Consider the following 26,849-nt stretch of genomic DNA (forward strand, 5'->3'; position numbering starts at 1 on the left):
CCTTTTCCTTGAGTGGTATTGCCGAACCCCAAGTGTAGTTCACCCGGAACTGTCTGCGGCGCCAACTCTGATATGGGAGGATTAGGCGCGCGTGCCGTGAAAATGATGGCGATAGATCCCTGGCGTCACTCCCAGGGTTTTCAGAAATACCCGGCGCAACCGCTCTTCGCGACCAAAGCCGGCGCTGACGGAAATCGCCTCGGAGCTCATCTGGGTGGACTCCAGCAGTTCACGTGCCCGCTCCAGCCGTAATCTCTCCAAGAATCGCGCCGGAGTCATGCCGGTTACGTGGTTAAATTGACGGGCGAAATGACGCGGGCTCATGCAGCAGAACGCCGCCATATCCTCCACCGACGCCGGGCGCTGTAAATCGCTCAGCAGCCAATCGTGCAGCGCACTGAAATCCGACCCGGCCCGCTGGCGCAATTCCAAAGGCGCACTGAATTGTGACTGACTACCGGGCCGACGCAGGTACAACACCAGATCGCGCGCCACTTCCAGCGCCAACTCCGCACCGTAGTCCTGCTCCACCAGCGCCAACGCAAGATCAATTCCGGCGGTCACCCCGGCACTGGTGCTGATGGAGCCGTCCTGAAGATAGATGGCGTCGGGGTGTACATTGAGGTCTGGATACTCCCGACCCAGCTGTTCCGTAAAACGCCAGTGAGTCGTGCATTGCCTGCCGTCCAGCAGCCCCGCTTCCGCCAGTAAAAAGGCGCCGGTGCAGACAGACGCCAAGCGCGAGGATCGCCCGGCACGCTCTTCCAACCGCTTGATCAGTGCCGCATCCCTGCGGGCAGAATCAAAACCCAAACCTCCGGCGACCATCAGATAGTCACTGCCATCGCCATCGCCCAGTTGTCGATGGGCATCCAGCGCGACGCCGGAGGAAGTCCTGACCAACCCTTTATTTGCAGCCGACAAAACCAACTGATAGGCACCGCCCTTGCCCTGGCTGCCGTGCACAATATTCGCGGCCGCAAACACATCCATCGGCCCGATAACATCCAACGCAGCGGCTTGGGGATAGATCAGCATTTCAACGGTCAGCATGGGCTCCTCGCGAATTTAGGCGTCGGTAATAAGCTTTAGTTTATACCTCAGCCAAGTATGGGGGCGCAGGCTCGTATTGCAGCAGTTTTCGTACCTGGCGGGAATGGTCGGGGTTGTGCAGCTGGCCCAGCAACCACAACGCCATATCAATACCGGCTGAGACGCCCTGGGAGGTGACCATATTACCGTCACGGACGTACCGCATTTCCGGCAGCACCTCAACGCTCTCATCCTTGGAAAGTTCGTCAATCAACATCCAGTGGGTGGTGGCTTTTTTGTCCTGCAGCAATCCCGCTTTTTGCAGAATCAGGCTGCCGGTACATACGGCGGTTACATATTGCACTTGAGCAGCCACAGTCTGCACCCAATCGATGGCACGCGAGCTGGAAAGCGCTGCTTGCAGTTCGTTAGCACCGGGGACCAAGAGAATATCCAGCGTGGGGTGATCGTCAAACGTAAATTGAGGAATCACCTGCATGCCATTGGCGCAGGTGATGGGCTCGTCGGTTTCGGCGATCGTGACAACCTGACCCGCGTTAAGCACATGGCGGGACAAATCGAAAGCCTCGTAAGGCCCTACAAAATCCAGGGAGGCAACGCCCTGATAAAGATAAATGCCGTAGGTGTAATTCATAGCGGTGGTGCTCCTAATGATTTCAACATCGAGGGTTAAACACTGCGCTTATGGCTAAGCTCAGCGATACCTTATGAAAACCATTGCGTGGCAGCCATGACATAATACCAGCAAATCCTGCCATTAGAACACCAACGTTAAAACCAGTAGGGCTGACTGGAACAGATATTGGCAGAATAGGGATGAAATCATCCACCAGAGTTGGGCTCGCAGGCTTCAACCCGGCAGCTCTTGGCGATATATCTTCAGCAATTGATGGTAAATGTCACCCAGCGGACAGTTCGATACTTGCCCGACGAGATAGAGTATGGTTTTACTCACACGGCCACAGGAATCCCGTATGAACGGTGCAGAAGCCCTACTCCAAACCTTAATCGACAGTGACGTCGAGGTCTGTTTCGCCAACCCCGGCACCTCGGAAATGCAGCTGGTGGCAGCGATCGATAAGATCCCCGGCATGCGCCCCATTCTGGGCCTGTTCGAGGGCGTGGTCACCGGTGCCGCTGACGGCTATGGCCGTATGGCCGATAAACCCGCCGCCACTCTGCTGCACTTGGGCTCCGGTTTTTCCAACGGTATGGCCAATCTGCACAATGCCAAACGCGCGTTTACCCCCATAGTGAATATCGTAGGTGACCACGCCAGCTATCACCTGGAGTTGGATGCTCCGCTCACCTCTGACGTGCCTGGACATGCCGCCCTGGCCAGCGACTGGTATCGCATCAGCGATTCGGCAGAAACCATGGCACAGGATGGCGCGGATGCCGTTGCCGCCTCGCTGGAAGGACGCTGTGCCAGCGTGATCGTACCCGCCAACTACGCCTGGACGGAGGGTGCGGAGCCTGTTGCACCCAAAGCGGCCTCCGAACGCCCAAAAGTGGCGGACGATCTGATCAGCCAGGCGGCCAACGCCCTGAAAAGCGGTGAAGCCAGTTGCTTGTTTCTGGGCGGCAAAGCGCTGCGGGAAGATGGCCTGAACGCCGCCGCCCGTATCGCCGCAGCCACTGGCGCACGGCTGATCAGTGAGGTTTTTCCAGCCCGCATCCAGCGAGGTCGTGGCCGCCCGAGCGTCGAGCGCCTGCCTTACCTGGGTGAGTTCGCAGCGGATGCTCTCAAGGATTTAAAACACATGGTGCTGGTCGGTGCCAAAGCGCCGGTTTCATTTTTTGCCTACCCCGATAAGCCCGGCAGGCTCTGGCCTGAGCAGTGCAACCTGATCGAGTTGGCTAACCAACTACAAGATCAGGTTGGTGCATTGGAAGCCCTCGCCGATGCACTCGAAGCTCCCGCTGAAGTTGTGTTGGAGGACACTCCACTGCCGGAGATTCCAACAGGCCCCATGACCGCAGAAACCGTCGGAGCCGTAATCGCCAATCTGATGCCGGAAAACGCAGTCGTTTCTGACGAGTCCAACACCAGCGGCATTTTTTCCTACGGCTATTACGACGGTGCCGCGCCCCACGATTGGATGACCCTGACCGGCGGCGCCATCGGCCAGGGCTTGCCGCTGGCGATGGGTGCTGCGGTTGCCTGCCCAAATCGCAAGGTCATTAATCTGCAGGCCGACGGCAGTGCCATGTACACCAATCAGGCGCTGTGGACCATGGTGCGGGAAGATCTCGACGTTTGCGTCGTCATCTATAACAACAGCAGCTACGCGATTCTCGATCTTGAGCTGATGCGCGTGGGCGTTGAGAACCCTGGCGAACGAGCGCGTTCTATGCTGGACCTCTCCAACCCGTCGCTGGACTGGACCAAACTCGCCGAAGGTATGGGCGTGCCCGCTACCCGAGCCTCCAGTACCGAAGAGTTTAAAGCTCAATTTGAAGAAGCCATGGCGAATAAAGGGCCCCGCCTGATCGAGGTGATGCTCTAAGTTTCCCATATTCCAATGACAAACATCCACGGCAGTCATTCAACGACGCTGCCGTGGTTAATCAACTGTTCTTTTTGCAGCCGCGGCTGCGCATCCCCGCTGCAACAGATAGCATTTGTGGTTCTGTTTGAGCGCTTTAGCACTCGCGATCGCTACCACCTATCCTGGCTACAGAAAGCTCATAGCGCCCGGAAATAGCCCCGAAAAGCCACTAAAAACTGCGATTCTTGCCCTTTCGACACGGTTATCAGAAGTATTTACCAGCCTTGCTGAGTACAATTAGGGGTTGCAAACCCACAAACATGATGGTTGAATCAGGTTTCATAAAGCGAGGCAGATATGACAGCGACTCCCAAAACCAAACGGGGCGAAATGACACGCCAGAAGATTCTGGCGGCGGCACAAAAGGAAATTGGCACCAAGGGGTTTGCGCTGGCGTCGGTCAGTAGCATTACCGCCGCCGCAGGGGTTGGGCAGGGTACGTTTTATATTTACTTCAAGAGCAAAGAAGAAGTGTTGCGTGCACTGGTGATCCAGTTGGGTCGGGATGTGCGTCACAGCCTCACCGCAGCGACTGAACAAGCCAGTTCGCGGTTGGAGGCGGAACGCCAGGGTATCTCGGCGTTTTTGGACTTTGTTCGCGAGAACAAAGAAATGTACAAGGTGGTGCACGAGGCCCAGTTTGTGGACCCGGAAATCCACCGGCAGTACTACACCGACTTTGCCGAAGCCTATTGCGAACGGCTGAAAAAGGCCAGCTCCGATGGCGAGATCAAGAGCATCGACCACGAAGCCTGCGCCTGGGCTTTGATGGGCATGAGTGAATTTTTGGGTATGCGCTACGGCTTTTGGGATGACTCCAAGTCGAGCAAGAAAATTGCCGACGCCGTATTTAATATGATTGAGACGGGATTGAAAAAATGACCGACGACGGGAGTGACTCGAGCAGCTTGGTCGAGTTCAGTGTTAACGCCGGCCAGGCAACCATTACATTGAATCGGCCAGAACGCCATAACAGTCTCACTCCCGCATTGACGTCTGAACTGCTCGAGGCACTGAATCGAGCACAAGTGCTAGGCCAGGATCAGGATATTCACAGTGTTGTCCTTCGGGCTGAGGGCAGTAACTTTTCCACCGGCGGTGACGTTGCCGCGTTTTTGGAAGCCGGTACGGAACGCGCTGACTATGCCAGACTGCTGGTGGGGCAGTTGAATCAAGCCATCCTGGCCATTCTGCACCTGTCGGTACCGGTCATCTGCCGCGTACAGGGCATTGTCACCGGCGGCTCACTGGGTTTTGTGCTGGCCAGCGATCTGGTGGTGGCGACCGATGAAACCTGGTTTGCTCCCTTTTACAGTGTTGTGGGCTTTGCTCCCGACGGTGGCTGGTCTGCTATTTTGCCGGATGTTATTGGCATCAACCGAACCCGGGAAATCCAGCTGCTGAACCGTAAAATCAGCGCCCAGCAAGCGCAAAGCTGGGGTTTGATTAACAGCGTCGTGCCACAAAATGGCCTGGATGATCAGGTACAACAATGGCAACACGAACTGGCGGGCAAGGTGCAAAGCTCTTTGGCGTGCACCAAACAAACCTTGCGCACAGAAAACGATCTGGCGCAGATCGAAGCCCGCCTGGAGTTGGAGCGACAAACCTTTGTCGAACAAATTGTGAAACCCGAAGTTGAACAGGGAATGCAACGGTTTTTAAATAGGAGCTGACCCATGGTTACCCCCACCGCCACCACCGACAGCTACCCAATCGTGGATTTGCTGGCCAATCGCGCACGCCTGACGCCGGATAATATTGCCTTTGTTCTGGCCAATGGCCAGGGTGCCATCACGTATCAGGTGTTTAACGACAACATCAATCGCTGTGCCAACCTGCTGGCGGAACACCAGATTCAATCCGGCGATACTGTTGCCATTCTGTGCCACAACTGCGTAGAGTTTTTTGAACTGTTATTTGCCTGTGCCCGTGTGGGTGCCGTATTGGTTCCGCTGAATTGGCGCCAAACGGCCAGCGAACTACAGCCGATTGTTGTGGAAAGTGGTGCCCAGCTGCTGTTCGCCGACGCCAACACCACGGAACTTGCCGCACAATTGCGCAAAGACTGCCCACAAATCAACTTACTGGCTCTGGACCCGGACACCGCGACAGCGCTCCAAGCCCCGCTCTACGAACAACTGAGGGATTATCAGGAGCCGACGTTTACCGAAGCCACCCGACAGCCCGGCGAACTCTGGTACCTGCTCTACACCTCCGGCACCACTGGCAAACCCAAAGCCGTGATACAGACCTTCGGCATGGCGCTGGCCAACTACGTCAATTCCAACCAGGCCATCGAACTGACTCCACGCGACACGACGTTGAACTTTTTGCCGTTGTTCCACACTGCGGGCATTAACCTCTATACACTGCCGATGCTGTTCGCCGGCGGTACCGTGATCCTGTTGCCAAAATTCGATGAAGATCGAGTGTGCGAACTGATCAACGACGGCCGTATATCCGTATTTTTTGGCGTACCGGCTATCTATCGCGCACTGAGCCTGCATCCCCGTTTTCCTGAGTTGGAGTTATCCGCCGTGCGCTCCTGGGGCTGTGGCGGCGCGCCAATTCAAACCGAAATTCTGGAACACTTTGCCAAACACAACGCACGCATCTGCAACGGTTTTGGCATGACCGAAACCGGCCCCATGACCTTTTTGATGGACCCGGACCGCGCTCTGGAAAAACTCGGTTCTATCGGTAAACCCCAGATACTCACCAGCGTAAAAATCGTTGATGAGAACGGCCAGAAAGTCCAACAGGGCGAAGCCGGCCAACTGCTATTAAAAGGCGCCAACATCACACCCGGCTACTGGAACAATCCGGAAGCAACCGCTCAGACCTTCGACGGCGAAGGCTGGTTGTGCTCCGGCGACGTGGCCCGCCAGGATAAGGACGGTTACTTTTTTATCGTCGACCGCATCAAAGACATGTACATCTCCGGCGGGGAAAACGTCTACCCAGCAGAGGTGCAGGCCGTTATTGAACAACACGATACCGTACTCGAATCTGCAGTTATCGGCATACCCGATGATCGCTGGGGCGAAGTGGGCTGCGCCTTTGTGATCGCCAAGCCCGGGGCGGATGTCAACCTGGATCAATTGGCGCAACACTGCAAGGCCCACCTGGCCACCTACAAAGTGCCCAAGCGGTTTGTTGTGTGTGACGACTTCCCCCGCACCGCAGCGGGTAAAGTACAGAAGAATTTACTACGTGAACCTGCATGAGGTACCCCCAATGTCGCCAGAGCCGGTAGCCATTTCGCTGAACACCCATAAAACCTTCACCCAGGAAGAGTTTGACCTGTTCGCGAAAATCAGCGGGGACAACAACCCCATCCACGTCGACCCGCAATACTCCGCCAACAGCCGATTTGGTCGCACCGTCTCCCACGGGATGTTGCTGTACAGCGTGATCTGGGGCCTGATCAAAAATCACTTCCCTACGGCACGGCAACAGCAACAATACCTGATGTTTCCCGCCCCCACCTACACCGACGAACCGATGACGGTGCAGCTCACCGGCACCCGATCGGGCAACCGCTGTGAAATAAAAGGCACCATGACGCGCGACCAGGACGGAGAAGTCACCTGCATTGCGGAAACCGTTATCGAATTGGAGGGGCAGTAAACATGTTTAACATCGGCGACCGCGCAGAAACCGAACGACGCTTTTCCAAAGCCGACCTGGAAGACTTTGGCCGCCTGAGCGGCTTTGCTCCGGAAAACGGTCAAGTGCCGGAACCTCTGCTGGCGGGAATGATTTCCGACTTGCTAGGTACCACCTTGCCCGGCGAAGGCACCATGTACATGAAGCAGAAAACCGACTTCAAAGCTCGCGGCCAGGCCGACGAAACTGTCGTTGCCAGCGTTGAAATCACCCGGATTCGCGAAGATAAGCAGCTCATCAACCTCAAGACCCGGTGTTTAAATTCCCGAGGCGATGTGCTGTCGGAGGGTGAAGCACTGGTGATTCACCCTGGGGTTGGAAACTAGATCTTAAAACCGTACCCGAGCGCCAACAGTGAGTGATTCCGTATCCAAAGATACGGGCTCCAGGCGGTAGGGGGGAAGGATTCCCACAAAGGGTTCATCTGGAAAGAAACCGAAAAAGGGGTCTTCCGAAAGTGCAGTCACCGGTTCGAATACTGGGATCATTTGATCGGTATCCACCTTCAGTTCCTCGTAGCTGACAAAAACAGCAAAAGCCGGAGTGACAAAGTACTCTACGCCGATCCGATAGGTGTCGGTATCGTCTGCCAGAGCCCTATCTCTGAAATTGACCTTCTCAAACCCCAATACAATCCGCGTGTTGCGGTTAGGGTATGCGGAGAACATAAAGGAATATTGATCGTTATCCTGCTCCCAGTGGTATTGCTCCTCAGTTTCTCGCGCATAGCCTACGTCCACGGCGTAGTGATAGTCTGAGTACTGTCCGAGGTGGCGGAATGCCACTGATGCCCTGTCAGTCTCACGATTGGGAGGATCAACGATGTCTGCACAACCAAACCCGGCACAATGAAAACTTCGGAAATCAATATCGATGTCCTCATCCTTGTGAGCGTAGCCCACCACAAGTGTTGTGGTGTCCCACAAGTATTTCCCGACACTCAGTGAGTATGCATCGGCTTCAATTTCTTCGGTCTGGTAATCAGATTCCTCACGACTGATACTACCAAAAATCAACCAACCCGATTCCGGATGCACATACCAGCCCGATAGAGCCAGGCCCTGTGCATCAGCGTCGCCGCTCAAGAAATTCGAAGGGGCATCTACCTGCTGTTCGTTCAAAAGAGCACTAATGCCGCTGGCACGGCTGACAAATGCGGCCTCACTCAGCGGGTACTCGCCAGCCTCTACTGGATTAAGATAGTAAGTTCCGTACAACTCCAAAGAACGACCGTCGCCAAAAAAGTCATTGGAAGAGACGTCAGTATATTCGGCACCGACCTCAGCTTGGTATGGGTTGGCCGCGGATAACGCATGTGGGAACAGAGCAGAGACAAATGCGGCGGAATAGAAAAATTCTTTGCGAAGCATAAATATCCTTATTGGGGTCTATATCCTTGTGAGCAACGATTCTACCGGATTTGCCAAGCAGATCGAACCATTTTTTTGCGAGCCAGCTTACAGGTAGTTCACATCATGCTTAATCTGGACAAAGTCGTTTGGAAATGCAGCCGCTTGTGCGTTTTCCAATCTGATCTGGTGGTCCAGTTTGCCAAATAACGGGATACCGGAACCAAGCAAAACCGGCGCTTTGGTAATGATCATCTCGTTGATCAACTTAAGATTCAAAAACGAAGTGATAACCGCTCCACCATCGACATAAGCGTGTTTGTGGCCGGCCTGTTCCAGCTTGGACATCAACGCAGGTATCTCACCAGAGTAAAGCTCCACCTTGCCCTTTAGATTCGCTGGAACATCTTTAACGCTTTTGCTGAGAGCAATAATACGAATGTTACCGTAGGGCCATTGCTCGGGCGTAAGATGAAAGCTGGCCAGCTTCTCCATACAACCGCGCCCCATAATCAGACAATCCACCGAGGCGATAAAGCTGTTGAACCCCATATCCGCATGCTCACCCAAATCGACGTTTGGCTTACCGGCGGTATCCAGCCACTCGACGCCACCGTCCGGGGTGGCAATATAGCCATCCGCACTGGTTGCGATAAATACGGTACACTTCACACCCACTTTCCTGAACACTCGCCCTGAAGCTGTCTTTGGCTTTCACCTGGTTTCATTTATTCAACAACCTCCACGCCACGCCAAAACGCTACCCTGCCCTCAATATGTTTGGCCTTCTCCGTGGTAGCGGGATAGTACCAGGCGGCATCCGCATTAACCGCCCCGTTAACACTTAGCGAGTAATAGCGCGCATCACCCTTCCAGGGGCAGTGGGATGTTGTGCTGCTTGCTTGAAAGTACTCTTTTTTGATTGAGCCTGCAGGGAAGTAATGGTTCGATTCGACGACAACTGTGTCATCGCTCTGCGCCACAATGACGCTATTCCAGATAGCTTTCATGATAGGGACTCCTGGCATACATCTCTTTTCGTTTCTGTTTCCCGCTCTTCACTTTGTAGTCACAAAAAGACGTGTATCCAGTTGACCGGTCTTTCGACGTAGTCGTGTTGTTCACAGGAAATCATTGCCGGTATGTGCTCTTTCGTTAGGACCTCAGTACAGCATAGCTCATAAACCGCTCTACACTTTCCACAAACCGCTCCGGCTCTTCAAGATGCGGCGCATGGCCTGACTCTGTGAACACCAAGTGCTTCGCATTAGGCATCGCATCCGCAAAGTACTGCCCCGACTCCGTCTCATACAGCTGACTTTTGGCGCCGGAGATAATCAATGCCGGGCACTGAATATCCGGCAAAAACTTTCGAAAATCCTGTTGCGACATCGATTCCCAAAACCGGGCCAGCAGTTGCGGATTGTTTTGCTGGGTTTCCTGGTTGACCCACTCCTGCCTGGGGTGGGGTTCATCGTCGTCATCCGCGCCGCCATTGGTGGCGAAAATCGCTTCTGCCGTGTATTGCGCTTTTTTGGGCCAGCTGGTTTCTATCGCCGCGATCAGCGACAGGTTGTTGGTGTGATTGAGACCGGACTTGAGGCCCAGAGTCCAGTTTTCGGTATTCAGAATCCTTGGGCTCATGTCTTCTATAACGATGCCTGCCACTTTGGCCAGGCCGTGGCGTTGCAGGTAGCTCAGCAAAACGTGAGCGCCCATGGACCAGCCGCAAAATACCGCTTTTTCGATGCTTTGGCGCTGTAGATAGTCGTGCAGCCAGTCGCCCAGGTATTCGATGGAGGCAGTTTCCGGTACGCAGGGCTGGCCGCGATGGCCGGGCAGGTCCGGTGTAAGTACCTGTCGTTGCTCGGAAAAACGCTCGGCCACCTCGGCAAAGTAACCGCTGTGTGCCGACCATCCGTGTATTAACACCAGAGGCAGATTGGGCTTGCTGATCGCGCTCTTCACCTTCGTTATCGCCTTTGTTTACCAAACGTTACCGACTCGGTCGCTTAAAAATATGGCCATTAAATGTGCAAAAGGGTTGACGACCATGGGATGCACTATATAATCAACTGAAACATGAATCAACTGTCATGTTGATCTCGAAGACGGCGCCACATTCTGTCCAGATCCAATCGATGGAAATATGCGCGCTACAGAGAAATGTGCCATTCTGCAGAAGTTGGGCAGCAGATCAGGCACAGGGAAAACTTAATGGTTATTAGAAAATTACTTTAAATAACGGGACCTTTATTCGAGCGGAAACAGCCGCCAGCAGAATAAAGCACGGGAGAAAACCATGAAGAAGCCAACACCTATCCACAGCAAGTTGTCGCTCGCCATCTCGGGCGTTTTGACGGCAGGCTTACTGGGCTCTGCACCAGTGATCCACGCCGAAAAAGCCTTTGTGATGGAAGAGATTGTCGTTTCGGCCCGTCGCCGCGACGAGTCGCAGCAGGACGTGCCAATTTCCATGACATCCTACAGCGGAGATGCCCTGAGCAAGAGCGGTGCCCCCGATATTGTGCAGGTGGCGGAGTCCGTACCCAACACCACCTTGAAGGTGTCGCGCGGTACCAATACCACCATTACCGCCTTTATCCGTGGCGTGGGCCAACAGGACCCTGTCGCCGGTTTTGAGGCGGGTGTCGGTATCTATATCGATGATGTTTACCTGAACCGCCCACAAGGTGCCGTGCTGGATGTGTATGAGGTCGAGCGCATCGAAGTATTGCGTGGCCCGCAGGGTACGCTGTATGGCCGCAACACCATCGGCGGCGCCATTAAATACGTGACCAAGCGGTTGTCTGACGAGCCCACCATGAAGATCAAAGGTTCTTTGGGCACACACAATCAGCGGGATCTGGTCATTAGCGGCAGCATGCCGTTGAGCGACAATGTGCGCGTCGGCGGCTCAGTAGCGTCCTTCCAGCGCGACGGATTTGGTGAAAATCAATTTACCGGTGACGAGCATTACGATAAGGATATTATGGCCTACCGTGGCAGCTTTGAATGGGACGTTACGGACAACTTCCAGATTCGCGCCAATGTTGACTACAGTGACGACGAGTCCAGCCCCAAGGGCGGCCACCGTCTGACCGCCGCGCCGGGCTATCCGATTCTATCGGACGTTTTTGATACCCGTGCCGGTATTACGGAAACCGGACTGGTTCGTAGTAACGACGTAGAGCAAAGCGGCGGCGCGCTGACCATGGAATGGCAGGTCAGCGAAGCAATCACCTTAAAGTCCGTCAGCTCCTATCGCGAAGATCGCACCGAATCGCCCATCGACTTCGATAGCCTGCCCGGTAATTCCTTTGATGTGCCGGTGGTGTACGACAACGAGCAGCTGAGCCAGGAATTTCAGATCGCGTTTGAAGGGGATAAGGTTCGTGGTATTGCCGGAGTTTACTATCTGGAGGCCAACGCGTTTAATGCCTTCGATGTGATTCTGGGGCAGTTCGGCATCACCTCCTTTACTCTGGGCGATGTGGATACCGAAACCTGGGCGGCGTTCGCCGATGTGGACATCGACCTGAGTGATACCCTGACTCTGTCACTGGGTGGCCGTTACACCGAAGACAAACGCGACGTTGAAGTGATTCGGACGGTTTATGGTGGTCTGTCTTCGCCTTACTTCAGTGGCGGCGACCTGGGTGTTGACCCGTTCGAGGGTTCACGCACTGACAGCGAGTTTACGCCTCGCGCCAGCATCAGCTGGCAGCCGGACCCCGACCTGCATTACTACGCCTCTTACAGCATGGGCTTTAAGGGCGGCGGTTTTGACCCACGGGGCGACTACTCCAACACCGAAGTACACGAAGGGTTTGACCCGGAAACCGTTGATGCCTATGAGCTTGGCATTAAAGCCAACCTGCTGGAAGGCCGCCTGATCACCAATGTGGCGCTGTTCTACAGCGATTACACGGATGTTCAGATCCCCGGTTCGGTTGCCATCGATAATGACGGCGACGGCGTGGACGACGATTTTGCCGGTACCGTAACCAACGCCGGCGAAGGCGAGATCAGCGGTGTGGAGCTGGAGTTGACGGCTTACGTGACGGAATCCCTGCGTTCCAATCTGGCGCTGGGTTACATCAATGCCGACTTTAAAGAATGGATTGTGGACGGAGATGATATCTCTGACGGTAAAGTGTTTCAAAACACACCGGAGTGGACCGCCGCCTTCTCACTGTCTTACAGCACCGACATGAACCTGGGCGATATGGGCGGTGAACTGAATCTGCTGGGCTCCGTCTCTTACCGCAGCGAAACCCATCAGTTTGAAGACCCCAACGAGCTGTTGGACCAGGACAGTTACAGCCTGGTGAATGCCAGCGTGACCTGGACTTCGGATGATGACCGCTGGCAGGTTGGCCTGCACGGTAAGAACCTGGGCGACAAAGAGTACAAGGTTGCCGGGTACAACTTCCCGACGCTGGGTGAAGGCGGCACAGTTACCGCGTTTTACGGTAACCCACGTACCGTTACCGGGTCAGTTACCTATTCGTTTTAATTGACGCTATTGGCTAGCGTTCCTCATTGCCCCCAGCGCTTAAGCGCTGGGGGCTTTTTTGTGCCTACCGGCGGTCGCTGAGACAGCTCTGTGCAGGCGGGAAAGACGCTGGAATAAGATTACTGGTTGGGCATAGTTAACAACAAGATGCTCGTCGCTTATCTTCGGCAGACGGAACTCTGGAACAGCAGCTATTGCCAGTTTGTATTGTCGCCGCAGGCATTACTTGCTCGATATTTGCCGGACTTGCAGAGCTTGCCGCACCGCTGCCTTCAACTATCGCTGCTTGCGCTGCTGCAGGTTCCGATGATTTGTTTTCACTAAAACGCTCTGTGAGGTAGTCACTGTGATCGCGCATTAGCACTGTGGTCTTAAACAGCTCTTCCAGCACATCAATCACACGATCGCGAAAGGCTGAATCCCTAAGCTTGCCGTTCTCATCAAACTCCTGCCAGGCTTTGGCAATCGACGATTGATTGGGGATCGTAAACATCCGCATCCAACGCCCCAAAACACGCAGGGCGTTCACCACGTTAAACGACTGCGACCCGCCGGAGATTTGCATCACGGCCAGCGTTTTGCCTTGAGTCGCTCTAACCGCCGACTGATCCAATGGCAGCCAATCGATCTGATTCTTGAACACGGCGGAAATATTGCCGTGAATCTCCGGGCTGATCCATACCTGCCCTTCTGACCAGGCCGACCACTCCCTCAGCTGAACCACCTTGGGATGATGCACCTGTTCCGCGTCGAACATTGGCAAACCTTCTGCGTCATACAAACGCACATCCGCACCGAAGTGCTTAAGTACCTCAACCACCTCATTGGCTAGCAGGCGGGTATAGGAGTCGGCTCTTAGTGAACCGAACAACACCAATATACGCGGTGCGTGTTGAGGCTTTTGATCGCTTTGGTCCAGGCGTTTGATAACGGCTTCAGTATTGAGATTTGGCAACATAATAATCCTATAGTTCTAGAAAGATGGAAATATTAAGTCAAAATAAAAGGCTCAATAATGAGCCCCTAGACATTTGGCCCTCGGTTATTGCCGAGGGTTAATCACAGCAGTCCTGATCGCGGCAACACTCCTCCAGCAGATAACCCACCAGACCGGTTAACGCCGGCAGGCACGCCTCACAACGCAATACACGGCCCTCGCGCTTTTGCACCATTAACCCTGCGCTGACCAACCGGGTAATGTGGTGAGACAACGTAGAACCAGGCACGCCCAGCTCCTTTTGAATCTCGCTGACGGCGAGCCCTTCCATACCGGCCTTAACCAGCAGGCGGTAAATCGCCAGGCGAGTACTGTGGCCGAGTTCAGCCAGCTTTTTTACTGCATCTTCGTGTTCCATGGGGGCACTATAGCGCCGTCCAAAAGTCATTGCAACTATATTTCTAAAATTATCGAAATATAAGATATTGCCAACTTCAACCGCTAGCTGTTGTCGTGGCGCCACTGCGCTGGAGTAACCCCCATTTCCTTTTTAAAACTTCGATAAAAACTGGAAAGATCCTGATAGCCGGCCAGCTCAGAGATGCTTTTGATGGGGGTATCAGAGTGACCGAGTAAGTCCATCGCCTTTCGCAATCGATGCCTGGAAAGCACTTCGCGGTAGGTAGTGCCCTCTTTACTGAGTTGGTATCGCAACTTTCGGGGCGAAAATATCAAAATGGTCGCCATCTCGTCGAGTGAAGGGTAGCTATCCACTTCATCCAACAGACTGAAGATTCTGTTTGTTAGCGCTTCCCTCGTAAACAGACTGTCTTGAATTGATTGGCAGGCACGAATAAAAGAAGTCTTTGAGATTTCATCTCTACTTTGCAGCTTGGTCTGCATCAGCGATTTGGGAATAATGAGCTTAGAGTGTTTCTGATCGAACGCGATATCCGCTGAAAGATACTCTTGATAGCTACGCAATAGACTGCAATCAGGTATCGAAAAATGAAAATGAACTGTTATGCCATCAGCACCAATGTGCAACAAATCCATTATGGATTGAACCAATACCATTGAAAATACTTGTAAATCAAACTGGCTAAAGGCTGCATGAGCTTCAGATACCGCCGGGCAAATATGAACCGAGTCGCCCTCTTCCCAAGTGTGGAATTCGTTGGGGAAAAAGCCATTTCTGTAGCATATCGCCAGTTCTAAAGACTCTGCCAGTGTATCACAGCTCATCATAGCAGCTCCCAAGGGGCCCATATTCGTGAGTGTTACATTCCGTCCGAACTTGAGTCCCAATACCGGGTCACTTGCATAATGAACAGCGAGCTTGCAGGCTGATTTGAAATCCTCTTCTGCAATAAACTCGGAGGGGTCTTTCGGTAAATTCACATCATGGTCTTGCCAAAACGTAATGGCATCAAGCCCGTGTTCTTGATCAATTAAATCAGCGAGTTTGTAGAGGTGTTTTACCGGTACAAAGTGTGTCATCGCAACAGCCATCGCCCTTCTTCAGCAACTTGATAGACAGAGATCCCCAGGTCCTTTTTGTCGCTAGCAAGCGATTCCACCTCAGCGGAGAACAAAGCCAGTTTGGCACATTATTCATTCTCTTTTTGCTCGCAAGACCCGGTTTTGTCAGAAATGCTAAAAGATTAGCCCATTCAGCAATAAATCTACAGTCCACTTCCAATTAAGCTTTCTCTCCATGCTCGATAAATACGCTCTGGCACGGAAAGATGCCACTTATATATTCAGTAAGGTGAATCGAATGTCCCAACCCTCATATAAACCCGATTTCTACTCCAGAGCCTTTATCAAGGATGCCATGCCGCATTATCGGCGCATGAGAGAGCTGGGCCCTGCCGTTTGGTTGCCTAGTAACAAGGTCTGGGCAGTAAGTCGCTATGAGGATGTAAAAAAATCTTTATTCAACGCGGAGTCGCTAATATCTGGAAAAGGTATTTCAGCTAACGGCTTTGCCAACCGCTTGATGAGCGGTGATAAAAAGATAACGTTGACATCCGATGGTGAAGATCATATGCGTAAACGTGGTGTTGTTGGTAAGCCGTTATCAAAAAAGGGAATGAAAGATCTGTCTCAACAAATACAGAATGAAGCGGATCGATTGGTTGAAAGTTTGTTAGCAAGGGGGCGGTTTGACGGCGTAAGAGATTTTGCTGAGCATCTGCCGGTTCAAATTGTTAGCAATTTGCTGGGTATTCCCGAGTCCGGGCGCGAGAACATGCTTAATTGGTCGACTCAGAGTTTTAATATTACGGGGTCGTATAACTGGCGTACTCTAAGGTCCATTCCAGCTGGCATACAAATGGCAAGATATGGCAAGCGAATCAATCGCGACAATATCGATCCAAACGGATGGGTCAATAACTTGTACGATGCCGTGGACAGTGGCGTTCTTGAAGAGGAGGACGTTCCTGCGATGGTCAACGATTACATGGGCCCTTCTCTGGATACAACCATCATAGCCAGTTCGTACATGCTTTATCTACTCGGTAGCAACCCTGAAGCCTGGGAGGCAGTGCGGTCGGCGCCGGAGCTTATTCCTAATGCCGTCAATGAAACCTTACGGATGGCGTCGCCAGTTCGAGGCTGGTGTCGATATGTAAAGGATGATGTGGATCTCAGTGGAACATTGATCCCCAAGGGGTCACGAGTTCTGGTAGTACTGGTCTCTGCCAATTATGACGAGCGCAAATGGAAGAACCCGGAAACTTTCGATATTCATCGCAATCCTCGTGATCATCTCGCTTTCGGTTTTGGTGTTCACAGTTGCCTTGGAAGGCATTTGGCTCAATTGGAAATGGAGTCATTGTTGCGATCAATGATTGGCCGGGTTTCACAAATTAACGTCAGTGAACCCAAGTTGGCCCTGAACAATACATTGCGGGGATTTTCTTCGATGCCCGTACAGTTCTCGTAGTGGAGCATAATCATGCCTAAAGTAACCTATCTGCTGCCAGATGGCAGCGAACACGAATTTTCCCTAAGTGTAGGCCAGAGCATTATGGAAGGTGCCGTCAGCAACGGCATTGAACAAGTGCTCGCGCAATGCGGCGGCTCGGCCATGTGCGCTACCTGCCATTGTTATGTTGAGGGCGGACCCGTGGAGGCCTTGCCACCGATCAGTGATCTGGAAAATGCCATGCTCGACGAAACGGAAGCCGAACGAAAAGATAACTCAAGACTATCTTGTCAGGTACGCGTGACGGAAGAATTGAGTGGCCTGCGCGTGGCGATTCCCGAGGAAATCTAACAGTCATGTCGTTGGTAAAAACCGCTATCAGGATCAACGCCCCGGCTTCTGTCGTATGGAGTATTCTGGACGAATCACATCGCTACCCTGATTGGAACAGTGTAGTGCAAGCTATGGCAGGAAGAACAACACTGGGGAAAGAACTGGCGCTGACTTTTTCACCCGCCGATAGAATCTTGAATATCAACGTTCGAGTTAGTCGCTTGGTCGCACTTCGAGAGTTTCGTTGGGGTGGAAAGTTGCCTCGTCGTATTTGGAAAGGAAGTTTTCTGGCGGTAAAGATCATTCCTTTGTTCATGCGTGGAGAACACTCGCTGATCATTAAACCGGAGTGCCACACAAGCTGTAGTTTAATTCACGAGGAGGCGTTTAGCGGATTGCTTCCCAGACTGACCTGGAAACTTATAGAGCCTATGTTTAGTAAAGCTTACGATCAAATGAATATCGAACTGAAATCCAGGGCAGAGCGCATATACAACAAAACCTGCGGCTTTAGTTTACACCCTGTCGTCGATAAGGGTCATTTTCGTGAAGCCGGAAGCAACATTGAGGCGGTTGGAAAATTACATTGTCACTGCGTGCGCGAGAAAATAGAAATCTCTGTTTCCGAGAGAAGTTCTCATAATCATTTATGCGGTTGCAGTATCTGCTGGAAACCTCAGGGCGCTCTATTCTCTCAAGTAGCGGTGGTGCCAACGGACAGTCTGGAGGTAACAGCCAACGGCCACAAGCTTGCTGTTGTTGATCCTGTCGCCACAATCAGACGATATGCTTGTCAGATGTGTGGGGTTCATATGTATGGCCGGGTAGATGATTCCAATAATCACTACTACGGTATGGACTTTGTCCATCTGGAATTGGCGGAAAATCAGTCTAACTCTCCTCCAGAGTTTGCAGGCTATGTCTCTTCTCTTATTGAGTCAGGAGTAAACCCGAGTGAAATGGCGTCGATAAGAAGGGCACTATCCGAAAAAGATATTGATTGCTATGACGTCTTGTCTCCGGAGCTGATGGACGTCATCTCCTTCCATAGAAGGAAAATCAATGGTTTGTAGTATAGGTATCGGCTCTGTTTTAGCTGTATCGATAGAGCGGCTATTGGAGTCCGGAATTATCAATCAATAATAATGAATATGCCTAGTTATTCCAAAAACCAACGGTCAAGAGGAAGAGAAAATGATAACGAAGAGAAAACCAGCCTTTACCAAAACCGCTATAATGTCTGCCATATCCATGGTTACAGCTACAGGCGTCATGGCTGAATCCGCACTGGTGTTGGAAGAGATAATCATTACGGCTCAAAAGCGCGAACAGAACTTACAGGGAGTCCCTGTCTCAGTGAGTGCAATCAGCGGTGATCAGATTTTAGAGTCGGGCATCAAGGACTTGACGGCACTTTCATCGTATGTGCCTAACCTGAAAATCAGTGAGGGCCCTGCCGAAAACGGCGTGTATATCCGCGGTTTGGGATCGGGTGAAAACCAGGGCTTTGAACAGTCTGTTGGTATGTTTGTTGACGGCGTTTATGCTGGTAAGGCTCGGCAGTTTCAGGCTCCCTTTCTTGATGTCGGCTCTGTCGAAGTACTGCGCGGCCCCCAGGGAACGCTATACGGTAAGAATACTATTGCGGGCTCCATTACCATTACCTCAGCTCGCCCAACTGATACGCTGGAAGCCAGTATTTTGACTGAGTATGAGTTTGAAGAGGGCAGCCAAACCACCGAAGCTGTTCTTTCTGGCCCTCTTGCAGAAAACTTGACCGGTCGTATCGCATTGCGTCACTCAGAAACTGACGGCTTTATAGATAATACCCTGCAAAATGACGAGGAAATGAATTCCAATGTCCAGACAGGACGCGTGAGTTTGTTGTGGACGCCACTCAATAAACTTGATGTATTTTTTAAATACGAAAATGGAGAAACTGAAACAGCTGGGAAAAACAATCGCGTGATTGATGCAACAGCGGCCCAAATGGTCGCATACACATTCTTCGATCCGGATTTTGATATTGATGAGTATCAACGCTCTACCTCCGATGCTGAAACCATGAAAATTGACAGCGAGAGCTTCACTCTCAATGTTACCTATGATTTTGGTTCTCATGAATTAACATCCAACCTGGCATATTCAACCTTTGAAGCAAACGACATCTTCGACACAGACTTCTCACCAGCGGATGTCATTAGCGTTGCATTGAATCAAGAATATCAACAGATTAGTCAAGAGTTGCGGCTGACCTCAGCGTTAGGCGAGAAATTTGACTACATCGCGGGCTTCTATTATCAGAAGAGTGAATTCAATACTGATCGTTTGCTGGGCGTGGGTACATCAACTGCAGCATTGGCACGCAACCCTGTGTTGGCTGGTCTTGGTTATACCGGTACATCCGCTGGCACAACGGGCTTTAATAGTCAGTTTTTTCAAGACTCCGAAACCTATGCGATATTCGGATCACTGAGCTGGCATCAAACCGAGGACATAACTTGGACCTTGGGGCTTAGATATAGCAGCGAAAACAAAGAGGCCAATCGCTCTCTATTGGTGTCTGAGTATCTAGGGACCTCTGCTCAGACGAACCCTGCCGCTATATTGGATATGAATATTCTTGGCATTTACACGCATTCCGTTAGTGGTGAACATACTGATAAAAATGTGTCACCGTCTTTAAAGCTGCAGTACGATGTTAGCGGCAATGTGATGTTATACGCCAGCCTGAGTAAAGCCTTCAAATCAGGCGGTTATAGCGAGCCGGGCTTAACGGGTGATGATGACGGTGAATATAGTCCGGCAGGTACTCCAACGACCTTCAGTTTTGATCAAGAAGAGGCACTGGCATTTGAACTGGGTGGTAAAACAACCTTACTGAATGGTTCTGCAGTTTTGAACTTTGCATTGTTTAATACTGAGTACGATGACCTTCAAGTATCCACCTACGATGGCCTGAGTTTTGTCGTGGGCAACGCGGCGAAAGCGATCAGTCGGGGGGTTGAGGTCGACGGTATGGTTCGACTGTCCGAGTCATTAACTATGAGCGGTTCAATGGCGTACTTGGATGCACGTTATGATGAATTTCCAGATACGAACTGTACTTATGAACAACTTTTGCTATCTCCCGTTGGCTGTACTCAAGACCTAGGAGGTGAAACACTGGCCAATGCACCTAAATGGACCGTCAACATGGCCATCGAGCACGTGACGCCCCTATCATCTAATCTGGAGCTGATGAGCCGTATCGACGTCAACTACACCGATGATCAATACTTGGCTTCTGACTTGGATGAACGCTCTTTGCAAGTTGATTTCACCCTGGTCAACGCGCGTTTGGCTCTAAGCAATGCCGAAGGTAGCTGGGAAGTAGCCCTATTGGGTAAGAACCTGACTGGCGAAGAGTACTTCACAATGGCGGGTGATTCCGGTTTTCAGGATGGGGCTTTCTTCGCATTCAGCGGCGCACCACGAACCCTGGCGATTCAGCTAAAACTGGCTATTTGATCCATCATTGATGACCATAGGCTTGAACTCCAGCACGTTCTGGAGGCAGGGCCTATGCGCATCAACTGAACATATTCGGTATACTTCCAATTGCAAATCAGGAAGATTGAATATGCTGACCGCCCTGGCCATCAATAACTACCGCTCCATTCTCAAACTGGTCATGCCCCTGGGCCCACTTAACGTTATCACCGGCCCCAACGGCAGCGGCAAATCCAACCTCTACAAAGCCCTGCGTCTACTCTCCGAAACCGCCCAGGGCGGTGTTACCAACTCACTCGCCGCCGAAGGCGGACTCCACTCCACCTTCTGGGCCGGCCCCGAAAAACTCTCCAAACGCATGCGTAGCGGCGAAGTCCCCGTACAAGGTGGTCCCCGCCAGGAAGACGTGCGCTTGCGCATGGGCTTTGCCACCGAGGAATTCAGCTACGCCATCTCGCTGGGTTTACCCAAACCTTCACCTTCGGCCTTCTCACTTGACCCGGAGATCAAACACGAGAGCATCTGGGCCGGGCCCATCTACCGGCCGGCGTCACAAATGATTGAGCGCAAAGGTCCACAAGTCAGAATCAAAGAAGGCCGCAGCTGGACCCCACTCCCCGGCTCCGTGCAAACCTTTAGCAGCATGTTTGACCAGCTCGCAGACCCGGCCGCGGCGCCGGAGGTATTCCAGGTGCGGGAAATGATTCGCAGCTGGCGTTTCTACGACCACTTTCGCACTGACAAGGACGCTCCCGCCCGACAACCGCAACTGGGCACCCGCACACCGGTTTTGCATCACGATGGCCGCGACTTGGCGGCGGCGATTCAGACCATTCGGGAAATCGGTGATCACGAAGCCCTGGAAGAAGCCATTAGCGATGCCTTTCCCGGGGCTCGACTGGATGTTATTCGCCACGAAGATGGGCGCTTTAGTTTGGAGTTTTACCAAAAAGGGTTGTTACGCCCCCTGACCGGAGCAGAACTATCCGACGGTACACTCAGATATGTCCTCTGGGTTGCTGCGCTGTTAACACCACGACCTCCAGGTTTGATGGTGCTGAACGAACCGGAGACCAGCCTCCATCCGGATCTGTTACCGGCACTGGCACGATTGATTGCCCGCGCGGCCGAGCAAACCCAAGTGTGGGTTATTTCTCACGCCAACCGATTGATTGCGGCGCTGAATCAGTTTGATGATTGTTGTGGGATTGAGTTGGAAAAAGTATTGGGCTCAACCGAAGTGAAAGGCCTTGGTATGCTCGATGAACCGCCATGGCATTGGCCGGATGGGTGAGTTCGCAGGTTAAGTGGGTGTTTATTGAGAAAGTAGCGAAGTGTAAATAATTGAGTTGCTGGATTGGTACCAAACCAGAGAGCTATAGGTGTCGGTTTGAATCTTGTGTGGTGGATGTGTGGGCTCAGAAAGTGGGCTTAGAAAGAATCGAATTAATCTGACAGCTGTTAACCCGAAGCGGAATGTTAGCAAATTCTAATATAATGCCGATCAAGCGGCGAAATTTTGATCAAAATGTAGACTGAAACCACAGAGTTGTAGAATCAGGCCGCTGCAACGTGATATAACACCTCAGGCTTATAGGGAATTAAGGCTTGTCATTGATTATGAAAGGATTTCGTTTCCTACCCCGTTCCCCCCATGCATATACGTCAGAATGACATATTTCAAAGTATCGTCTAGATGCTGAATATAGCGTTATGAGTAAAAGCATGAGTGACGACTTGCCCTGCCCATCATGTGGTTTCCTAACTTGTGAAGAAAACTATGGAAGCTACAATATTTGTGAGATTTGTGGCTGGGAAGATGATGGAGTCCAGCTTGCAAATCCATGTTCAGGTGGCGGGGCAAATGGTGAGTCATTGTCTGAGGCACAGGAAAAATCAATAACTGAATATCCGTTGTCGGTCGAAATAGCTGAGGGATTAAAGAGAAGCAAACGGTGGCGGCCTCTTACGAAAGCTGAAATCGAAACATACAATGAACAAAAGACGCGAGAGCATTGGCACAATAAAGCTGTTCTCTATGAGTCTGAAACCTACTGGAATCAAAACTCATAACAAGCCCAGCCAGAGGGACACAAAATCCGCCGCTTCGCTCTGGTTTTCTTGCCCCTGCTGGCGGCGTTACGTTGCAATATAAGCTATGAAGAAAGCATCAAGATTTATGCCTGAATACAGGCCAAAGAAAGCTAGTAAACTAGCTTTGATTGTTCTACTAGCCCTGGCTGGGGGCTTAGTAATCTATGAGCCGGTTATGCTTGCGGTCGTTATTGCCATTACCCTATTGGTAATTCGCTGGAGTAAATTTGAGCAACAAAAAATGGATGAGTATTTTCATAAGTTGTGCGAGGAGCGAAAGGGGCTTTCTATTTGTGAGTTTGCAAGAGAATTTGATGCTCGTGCGGTAGACACATGGATAATTCGAGCCACGTATGAGCAGCTTCAGGCAGCGTTACCGACAAAGCACGTAGTCCCTATCAAGGCTTCAGACAATCTGTTTGAAACGCTAAAACTCGATGAGGAAGATCTTGATTTGGATCTCGCTGAGATGATCGCACAAAGAACAGGCCGTAGCTTAAATGATTGTGAAGGCAATCCTTACTATGGCAAAGTAACCACTGCGGGTAAATTGGTATTATTTTTCAATCATCAGGCTGGCATTAATGCAACATGACAAGACGCTTCATGAATGCCAGCAAACTGGCAGCTACCTCAGCGTTGAAACTGTCTGCTGCTGGCACAACTCAGAAGGGGGAGTGATATTTTGGTGGAGATAGCACGGCTTCTAATGTTCCTGGCAATGCTCTTACTGAGCATTCCTACACTAGCGAATGATAGTGCACCTAAATGCTCTGCTGAAAAGAGATCGGAGTTGCATTTCAATTTGAGTATGTCTTTGAGAAATTATGGGTTCGTGAATGAGAAACATAGACGTCATAACGCTGAATGGGTGCCTCCTTCTTGCAAAGAATTCGAACTAATAGAGACTCGGCTGAAGAAAGTTAATAGTGTCGACAATATTTTGGCATACACATACAGCTGTGGAAGCCGAACCACTCTACTGATGTACACACCAAAACAAGTATATTTGGATACAGAAATACTGATAAACAAGATCGCTGAAGAGTATGACAGTTATGTTTGGCTGGGGTGCTTGCAGCTAGAGCTAACTACAACGAACCACCTACTAAGGCGTACATCGTTGGAGTGAAACTGTCAGCTATTGGCACCATTGAGACACTCTTGATTTGACTCCAAAAAAGGAAACGATATGAAATATTCGATCAATCTGTTGGTTTTCTTGACATCATTGATGCCGCTCATGTCGATCTCCTGTGAAATGTCTCTGACTGGGAAGTGGAAATTGGATTTTGAATACTATTTGAACTCTCTTTCGAAAGGTGATGCGGATGCCAGACAAAGGTTGATCGAAATCTGGGATGGCCAGCCATTTATCAAAATCGAAATCGATCAAACAAAAGGAAAATTTTCTCAGAAGTGGGAAGGTGGATGGAGCAGCTTTGATTTTGATTATCAGATTTTGCCTGCTGATAAAAACTCTTGTGTATTTATAATTACCGCCTACGATGACAGCGAAACAGGAATGTCTGAATCCATGGAGATCTGGGGTACTCCCGAAGGATTTTGCTGGCGACCATTGATTAATGCTGAGGTAACCGATTGCTATGTCAAAGATCGGGAATGAAGACTCTGTACAGTCCGCTTATGGCATGAACCGCCGCTGCGTCGGGATATGGAGTATACGTGAAAATACTTGACGATTGGTTCGTAGCGCTGAATGAAGAAGAGTTAGTCGTGTCGCCCACTGATGTGGCCACCCTATTAGAAAATTCCGAATCTCTTCCTGAAGGAAAGCTATGGAGCGATCACAGTTTGAAACACAATCGGGCAATATGCAGTGTGCTGTGATTACAGCTTTTGGTATCTAAGCGCCTGTGAGTAGGCACTAACAGCTGGGGGTAACCCAATGCAGTCGGATCGAAACGACAAATGACTATGATGTTTACAAAGAACAGGTATGACCATAGAATGAAATTGTCGTGATTTTCGACAACCAAAAGCGATGTGCCTATAATCCAGAAAACAGGGATGTGAACAATGAATAGAGTTATTTTTGCCGTATTCTCGGCAATGCTACTTGGCGGATGTGCAGCAGCTACCGGTGTGAGCAAAACGGTACCCGAGTCGGCCCACTTAGTGGGTAGCGCAGACTTAACCGCAGAACAAATTCAAGTTTTTCATCAGTCGAGCCCACCAAACAAGCCCTATATCCCTGTTGCCAATGTCGCAGCGCATGGTAACGGATACGCAACCGAAGAAGTATTAGTCGGAACACTCAAAAAAGAGGCCGCTAAGGTAGGGGCTGAGCTAGTTATTTTAACTGGTAGTGAAATCACTAAAGACGAAACCGTGGGTTCATACGGTGGTGGAATGTACGTCGCCAGCCAGATTAGACGCCCACACCTTTATGGCGTGGCTGCTGTTTACTCGAAGGTAAGTATAGGGCTGCGTACAGAAAACACTGGAAAGATAAGATACGTTGCTTCCGGTTCAGCGGCAGAAAAAGCCGGTTTGAAGGAAGGAATGACCATTGTTGCAATCAATGGAATTTTCTATCGCGGAAGTGTTGTAATGGGAACAGAGGTTTCGATGAAAGATCCTGGTGAAACGGTCGAAATCGAAGTTCTAACCCACGAAAATACGAAAAAGAAATTCTTCGTTACACTGGAATCAAGTTAACGACATCAAGTTCTAATACCTAGTTGGCAGTTTGATGCTGCCAATCTTTTCGTGCTTTAGGCGTCTTCTATTCACTTGATCCAAGTAAATACACCGTATGGTTGACATTAATCAGTCCGTTCATGGCACTAAAGCGAAGTTAAATTTTGTATTGCTTTCTTCTGAGAAATGAGGTCTATACATGAAGTATGCGATAATGTCGATCCTGACTGTCTTGCTTCAGCTGTTTACTTCTTCGGCTACTGCTCAGCTGAAAATACATAGTGACGTTATAGAAGTGGGTGATTACATATTCGTATTGGCAGGGATTATTGGCTGCGGCAATAAGAGATATGTAGTTGAATACGTCAAAGCAGAAAGCGAAGTAACTGCAAATTTCCTGGATAGATATGACCTTCAGGTTGTCGGAACGACAGCGAGCAGAATCCAAGAGGTGATTACAAAAAGAATATTTGAGGATACTGGACGCGAACCCAAAACAATCACGATTGTTGCAGTTCCGGCCTCAAATGAGAATGATATCTTTCGGTTTTTACAGGCCGTCGTAGAATTCAGGAATACTGATCTAAATTGTAAGGACAGAAAAAACGAGGCTCCAATCAAGCCATACATAGACTGGCCAACATGGGATGATTACGCTAGTCGAGTTCTTCCAAACGAGAAATACTTCAAGCTTTTATTTTATGCCTGAATCAGAGCATCTCAAGTGTCCGCTCCTGGCACGCCATGGTCCCCGAAAGTATGGAGATACATCGTATTTGGCTGGCAAGCTCTTTACCTCTGGGTCGTCAAAGAAAATCTCAGGGCCAGAAAATTATACGAAAAACTGGGCTTCGTAGCAGATGGCAATGAAAAGACCGAAGTCCTTATTCCAGAATATGATCTGCATGAGTTGAGGTATGTCCGCTCGCTAAGTCCGAGTTAATCTTAGCAGGTACGGTTTGTGCACGTCATAGCACCTTTCGCAATGCGCAAGGTGTACGCTTCTGGTAAGCAGCTTTAAACCGGCCGTCTGAAACCCTTTCGCTTACGCTCCACATCCTTACGAATCGCGCAGCCCTCTGCGTGGTCGTTAAACAAACCCATCGCCTGCATAAAGGCGTAAGAGCTGGCCCCCTTCCTTTGAACAGCTCATCCCCATTCTATAAGTGGATCCACGCCAAGGTTTAAGCCACCAGGGAAAGCGGCGTTGTATTGAAGTAAACCTCATCCGGTGTTTTCCGGTCAAGGC

General features: G+C 51.0%; 26 protein-coding genes. 17 read left to right on the forward strand and 9 right to left on the reverse strand.

The features are described from left to right. Positions 1–81: 81 nt before the first annotated feature. Complete coding sequence (locus HBA55_RS19290; RefSeq protein WP_166994804.1) at positions 82–1,053, reverse strand: GlxA family transcriptional regulator; 972 nt, start codon at positions 1,051–1,053, stop codon at positions 82–84. A gap of 40 nt (positions 1,054–1,093) precedes the next feature. After that, positions 1,094–1,687, reverse strand: coding sequence for a DJ-1/PfpI family protein (locus HBA55_RS19295; protein ID WP_166994806.1), 594 nt, complete (start codon positions 1,685–1,687; stop codon positions 1,094–1,096). Positions 1,688–1,994: 307 nt separating this feature from the next. Here HBA55_RS19295 and HBA55_RS19300 point away from each other — a divergent pair, with 307 nt between their 5' ends. The 6 genes from HBA55_RS19300 (at position 1,995) to HBA55_RS19325 (ending at position 7,603) form a co-directional block, all read left to right on the forward strand. After that, a complete protein-coding gene (locus HBA55_RS19300) occupies positions 1,995–3,563 on the forward strand; it encodes an acetolactate synthase large subunit (protein WP_240946167.1) in 1,569 nt (522 codons plus the stop codon). Positions 3,564–3,902: 339 nt separating this feature from the next. Further along, the gene (locus HBA55_RS19305; RefSeq protein ID WP_166994808.1) at positions 3,903–4,487 is read left to right on the forward strand and encodes a TetR/AcrR family transcriptional regulator; all 585 of its coding nucleotides are present in this window, start codon (positions 3,903–3,905) and stop codon (positions 4,485–4,487) included. Further along, on the forward strand, positions 4,484–5,281 hold the full coding sequence (locus tag HBA55_RS19310) for an enoyl-CoA hydratase/isomerase family protein (RefSeq protein ID WP_166994810.1): 798 nt from the start codon (positions 4,484–4,486) through the stop codon (positions 5,279–5,281). The genes HBA55_RS19305 and HBA55_RS19310 overlap by 4 nt, the downstream gene beginning before the upstream one ends. Positions 5,282–5,284: 3 nt before the next feature. Next, the gene (locus HBA55_RS19315; protein WP_166994811.1) at positions 5,285–6,835 is read left to right on the forward strand and encodes an acyl-CoA synthetase; all 1,551 of its coding nucleotides are present in this window, start codon (positions 5,285–5,287) and stop codon (positions 6,833–6,835) included. Between the two features lie 10 nt (positions 6,836–6,845). Next, the gene (locus tag HBA55_RS19320; protein ID WP_166994813.1) at positions 6,846–7,238 is read left to right on the forward strand and encodes a MaoC/PaaZ C-terminal domain-containing protein; all 393 of its coding nucleotides are present in this window, start codon (positions 6,846–6,848) and stop codon (positions 7,236–7,238) included. 2 nt (positions 7,239–7,240) lie between these two features. Further along, complete coding sequence (locus HBA55_RS19325) at positions 7,241–7,603, forward strand: hotdog family protein (RefSeq protein WP_166994815.1); 363 nt, start codon at positions 7,241–7,243, stop codon at positions 7,601–7,603. A 3-nt stretch (positions 7,604–7,606) separates the two neighbouring features. Here HBA55_RS19325 and HBA55_RS19330 read toward each other — a convergent pair whose 3' ends face one another. From HBA55_RS19330 to HBA55_RS19345, 4 genes are all read right to left on the reverse strand, one after another. Continuing rightward, the gene (locus HBA55_RS19330) at positions 7,607–8,647 is read right to left on the reverse strand and encodes a putative porin (protein ID WP_166994817.1); all 1,041 of its coding nucleotides are present in this window, start codon (positions 8,645–8,647) and stop codon (positions 7,607–7,609) included. Between the two features lie 87 nt (positions 8,648–8,734). After that, positions 8,735–9,298: a dihydrofolate reductase family protein gene (locus tag HBA55_RS19335; RefSeq protein WP_166994819.1), complete on the reverse strand. Its 564-nt coding sequence runs from the start codon at positions 9,296–9,298 to the stop codon at positions 8,735–8,737. A gap of 56 nt (positions 9,299–9,354) precedes the next feature. Next, positions 9,355–9,636: a DUF427 domain-containing protein gene (locus HBA55_RS19340; RefSeq protein ID WP_206019872.1), complete on the reverse strand. Its 282-nt coding sequence runs from the start codon at positions 9,634–9,636 to the stop codon at positions 9,355–9,357. Between the two features lie 145 nt (positions 9,637–9,781). Then, on the reverse strand, positions 9,782–10,594 hold the full coding sequence (locus tag HBA55_RS19345; RefSeq protein WP_166994821.1) for an alpha/beta fold hydrolase: 813 nt from the start codon (positions 10,592–10,594) through the stop codon (positions 9,782–9,784). Between the two features lie 334 nt (positions 10,595–10,928). Here HBA55_RS19345 and HBA55_RS19350 point away from each other — a divergent pair, with 334 nt between their 5' ends. Beyond that, positions 10,929–13,145, forward strand: a complete 2,217-nt coding sequence (locus tag HBA55_RS19350) for a TonB-dependent receptor (RefSeq protein WP_166994823.1) — start codon at positions 10,929–10,931, stop codon at positions 13,143–13,145. Between the two features lie 136 nt (positions 13,146–13,281). Here HBA55_RS19350 and arsH read toward each other — a convergent pair whose 3' ends face one another. The 3 genes from arsH to HBA55_RS19365 form a co-directional block, all read right to left on the reverse strand. After that, positions 13,282–14,103, reverse strand: a complete 822-nt coding sequence (gene arsH, locus HBA55_RS19355) for an arsenical resistance protein ArsH (protein ID WP_166994825.1) — start codon at positions 14,101–14,103, stop codon at positions 13,282–13,284. Between the two features lie 97 nt (positions 14,104–14,200). Beyond that, positions 14,201–14,530 carry an ArsR/SmtB family transcription factor gene (locus tag HBA55_RS19360; RefSeq protein WP_338109426.1) on the reverse strand — a complete coding sequence of 110 codons (330 nt, stop codon included), beginning with the start codon at positions 14,528–14,530 and terminating at the stop codon, positions 14,201–14,203. 53 nt (positions 14,531–14,583) lie between these two features. Beyond that, positions 14,584–15,594 carry a helix-turn-helix transcriptional regulator gene (locus HBA55_RS19365; protein ID WP_166994827.1) on the reverse strand — a complete coding sequence of 337 codons (1,011 nt, stop codon included), beginning with the start codon at positions 15,592–15,594 and terminating at the stop codon, positions 14,584–14,586. 268 nt (positions 15,595–15,862) lie between these two features. On the opposite strand from HBA55_RS19365, the gene HBA55_RS19370 reads away from it, so the two are divergent. The 10 genes from HBA55_RS19370 (at position 15,863) to HBA55_RS19415 (ending at position 26,309) form a co-directional block, all read left to right on the forward strand. Beyond that, positions 15,863–17,035, forward strand: coding sequence for a cytochrome P450 (locus HBA55_RS19370; RefSeq protein WP_166994829.1), 1,173 nt, complete (start codon positions 15,863–15,865; stop codon positions 17,033–17,035). A 12-nt stretch (positions 17,036–17,047) separates the two neighbouring features. Continuing rightward, the gene (locus HBA55_RS19375) at positions 17,048–17,368 is read left to right on the forward strand and encodes a 2Fe-2S iron-sulfur cluster-binding protein (protein ID WP_166994830.1); all 321 of its coding nucleotides are present in this window, start codon (positions 17,048–17,050) and stop codon (positions 17,366–17,368) included. A gap of 5 nt (positions 17,369–17,373) precedes the next feature. Then, positions 17,374–18,423, forward strand: a complete 1,050-nt coding sequence (locus tag HBA55_RS37235) for a GFA family protein (protein WP_206019873.1) — start codon at positions 17,374–17,376, stop codon at positions 18,421–18,423. Between the two features lie 121 nt (positions 18,424–18,544). Next, the gene (locus HBA55_RS19385) at positions 18,545–20,860 is read left to right on the forward strand and encodes a TonB-dependent receptor (protein WP_166994832.1); all 2,316 of its coding nucleotides are present in this window, start codon (positions 18,545–18,547) and stop codon (positions 20,858–20,860) included. A 112-nt stretch (positions 20,861–20,972) separates the two neighbouring features. Further along, a complete protein-coding gene (locus tag HBA55_RS19390; RefSeq protein ID WP_166994837.1) occupies positions 20,973–22,136 on the forward strand; it encodes an AAA family ATPase in 1,164 nt (387 codons plus the stop codon). 431 nt (positions 22,137–22,567) lie between these two features. Further along, positions 22,568–22,915, forward strand: a complete 348-nt coding sequence (locus tag HBA55_RS19395; protein WP_166994840.1) for a CPCC family cysteine-rich protein — start codon at positions 22,568–22,570, stop codon at positions 22,913–22,915. 85 nt (positions 22,916–23,000) lie between these two features. Beyond that, a complete protein-coding gene (locus tag HBA55_RS19400) occupies positions 23,001–23,531 on the forward strand; it encodes a hypothetical protein (RefSeq protein ID WP_166994842.1) in 531 nt (176 codons plus the stop codon). Positions 23,532–24,128: 597 nt separating this feature from the next. After that, positions 24,129–24,563 carry a hypothetical protein gene (locus tag HBA55_RS19405; protein WP_166994843.1) on the forward strand — a complete coding sequence of 145 codons (435 nt, stop codon included), beginning with the start codon at positions 24,129–24,131 and terminating at the stop codon, positions 24,561–24,563. 413 nt (positions 24,564–24,976) lie between these two features. Further along, positions 24,977–25,618: a site-2 protease family protein gene (locus HBA55_RS19410; RefSeq protein ID WP_166994845.1), complete on the forward strand. Its 642-nt coding sequence runs from the start codon at positions 24,977–24,979 to the stop codon at positions 25,616–25,618. A 181-nt stretch (positions 25,619–25,799) separates the two neighbouring features. After that, positions 25,800–26,309 carry a hypothetical protein gene (locus tag HBA55_RS19415; RefSeq protein WP_166994847.1) on the forward strand — a complete coding sequence of 170 codons (510 nt, stop codon included), beginning with the start codon at positions 25,800–25,802 and terminating at the stop codon, positions 26,307–26,309. Positions 26,310–26,849: the final 540 nt, after the last annotated feature.

The organism is Pseudomaricurvus alkylphenolicus (assembly GCF_011683955.1).
Taxonomy (GTDB): domain Bacteria; phylum Pseudomonadota; class Gammaproteobacteria; order Pseudomonadales; family Cellvibrionaceae; genus Pseudomaricurvus; species Pseudomaricurvus alkylphenolicus.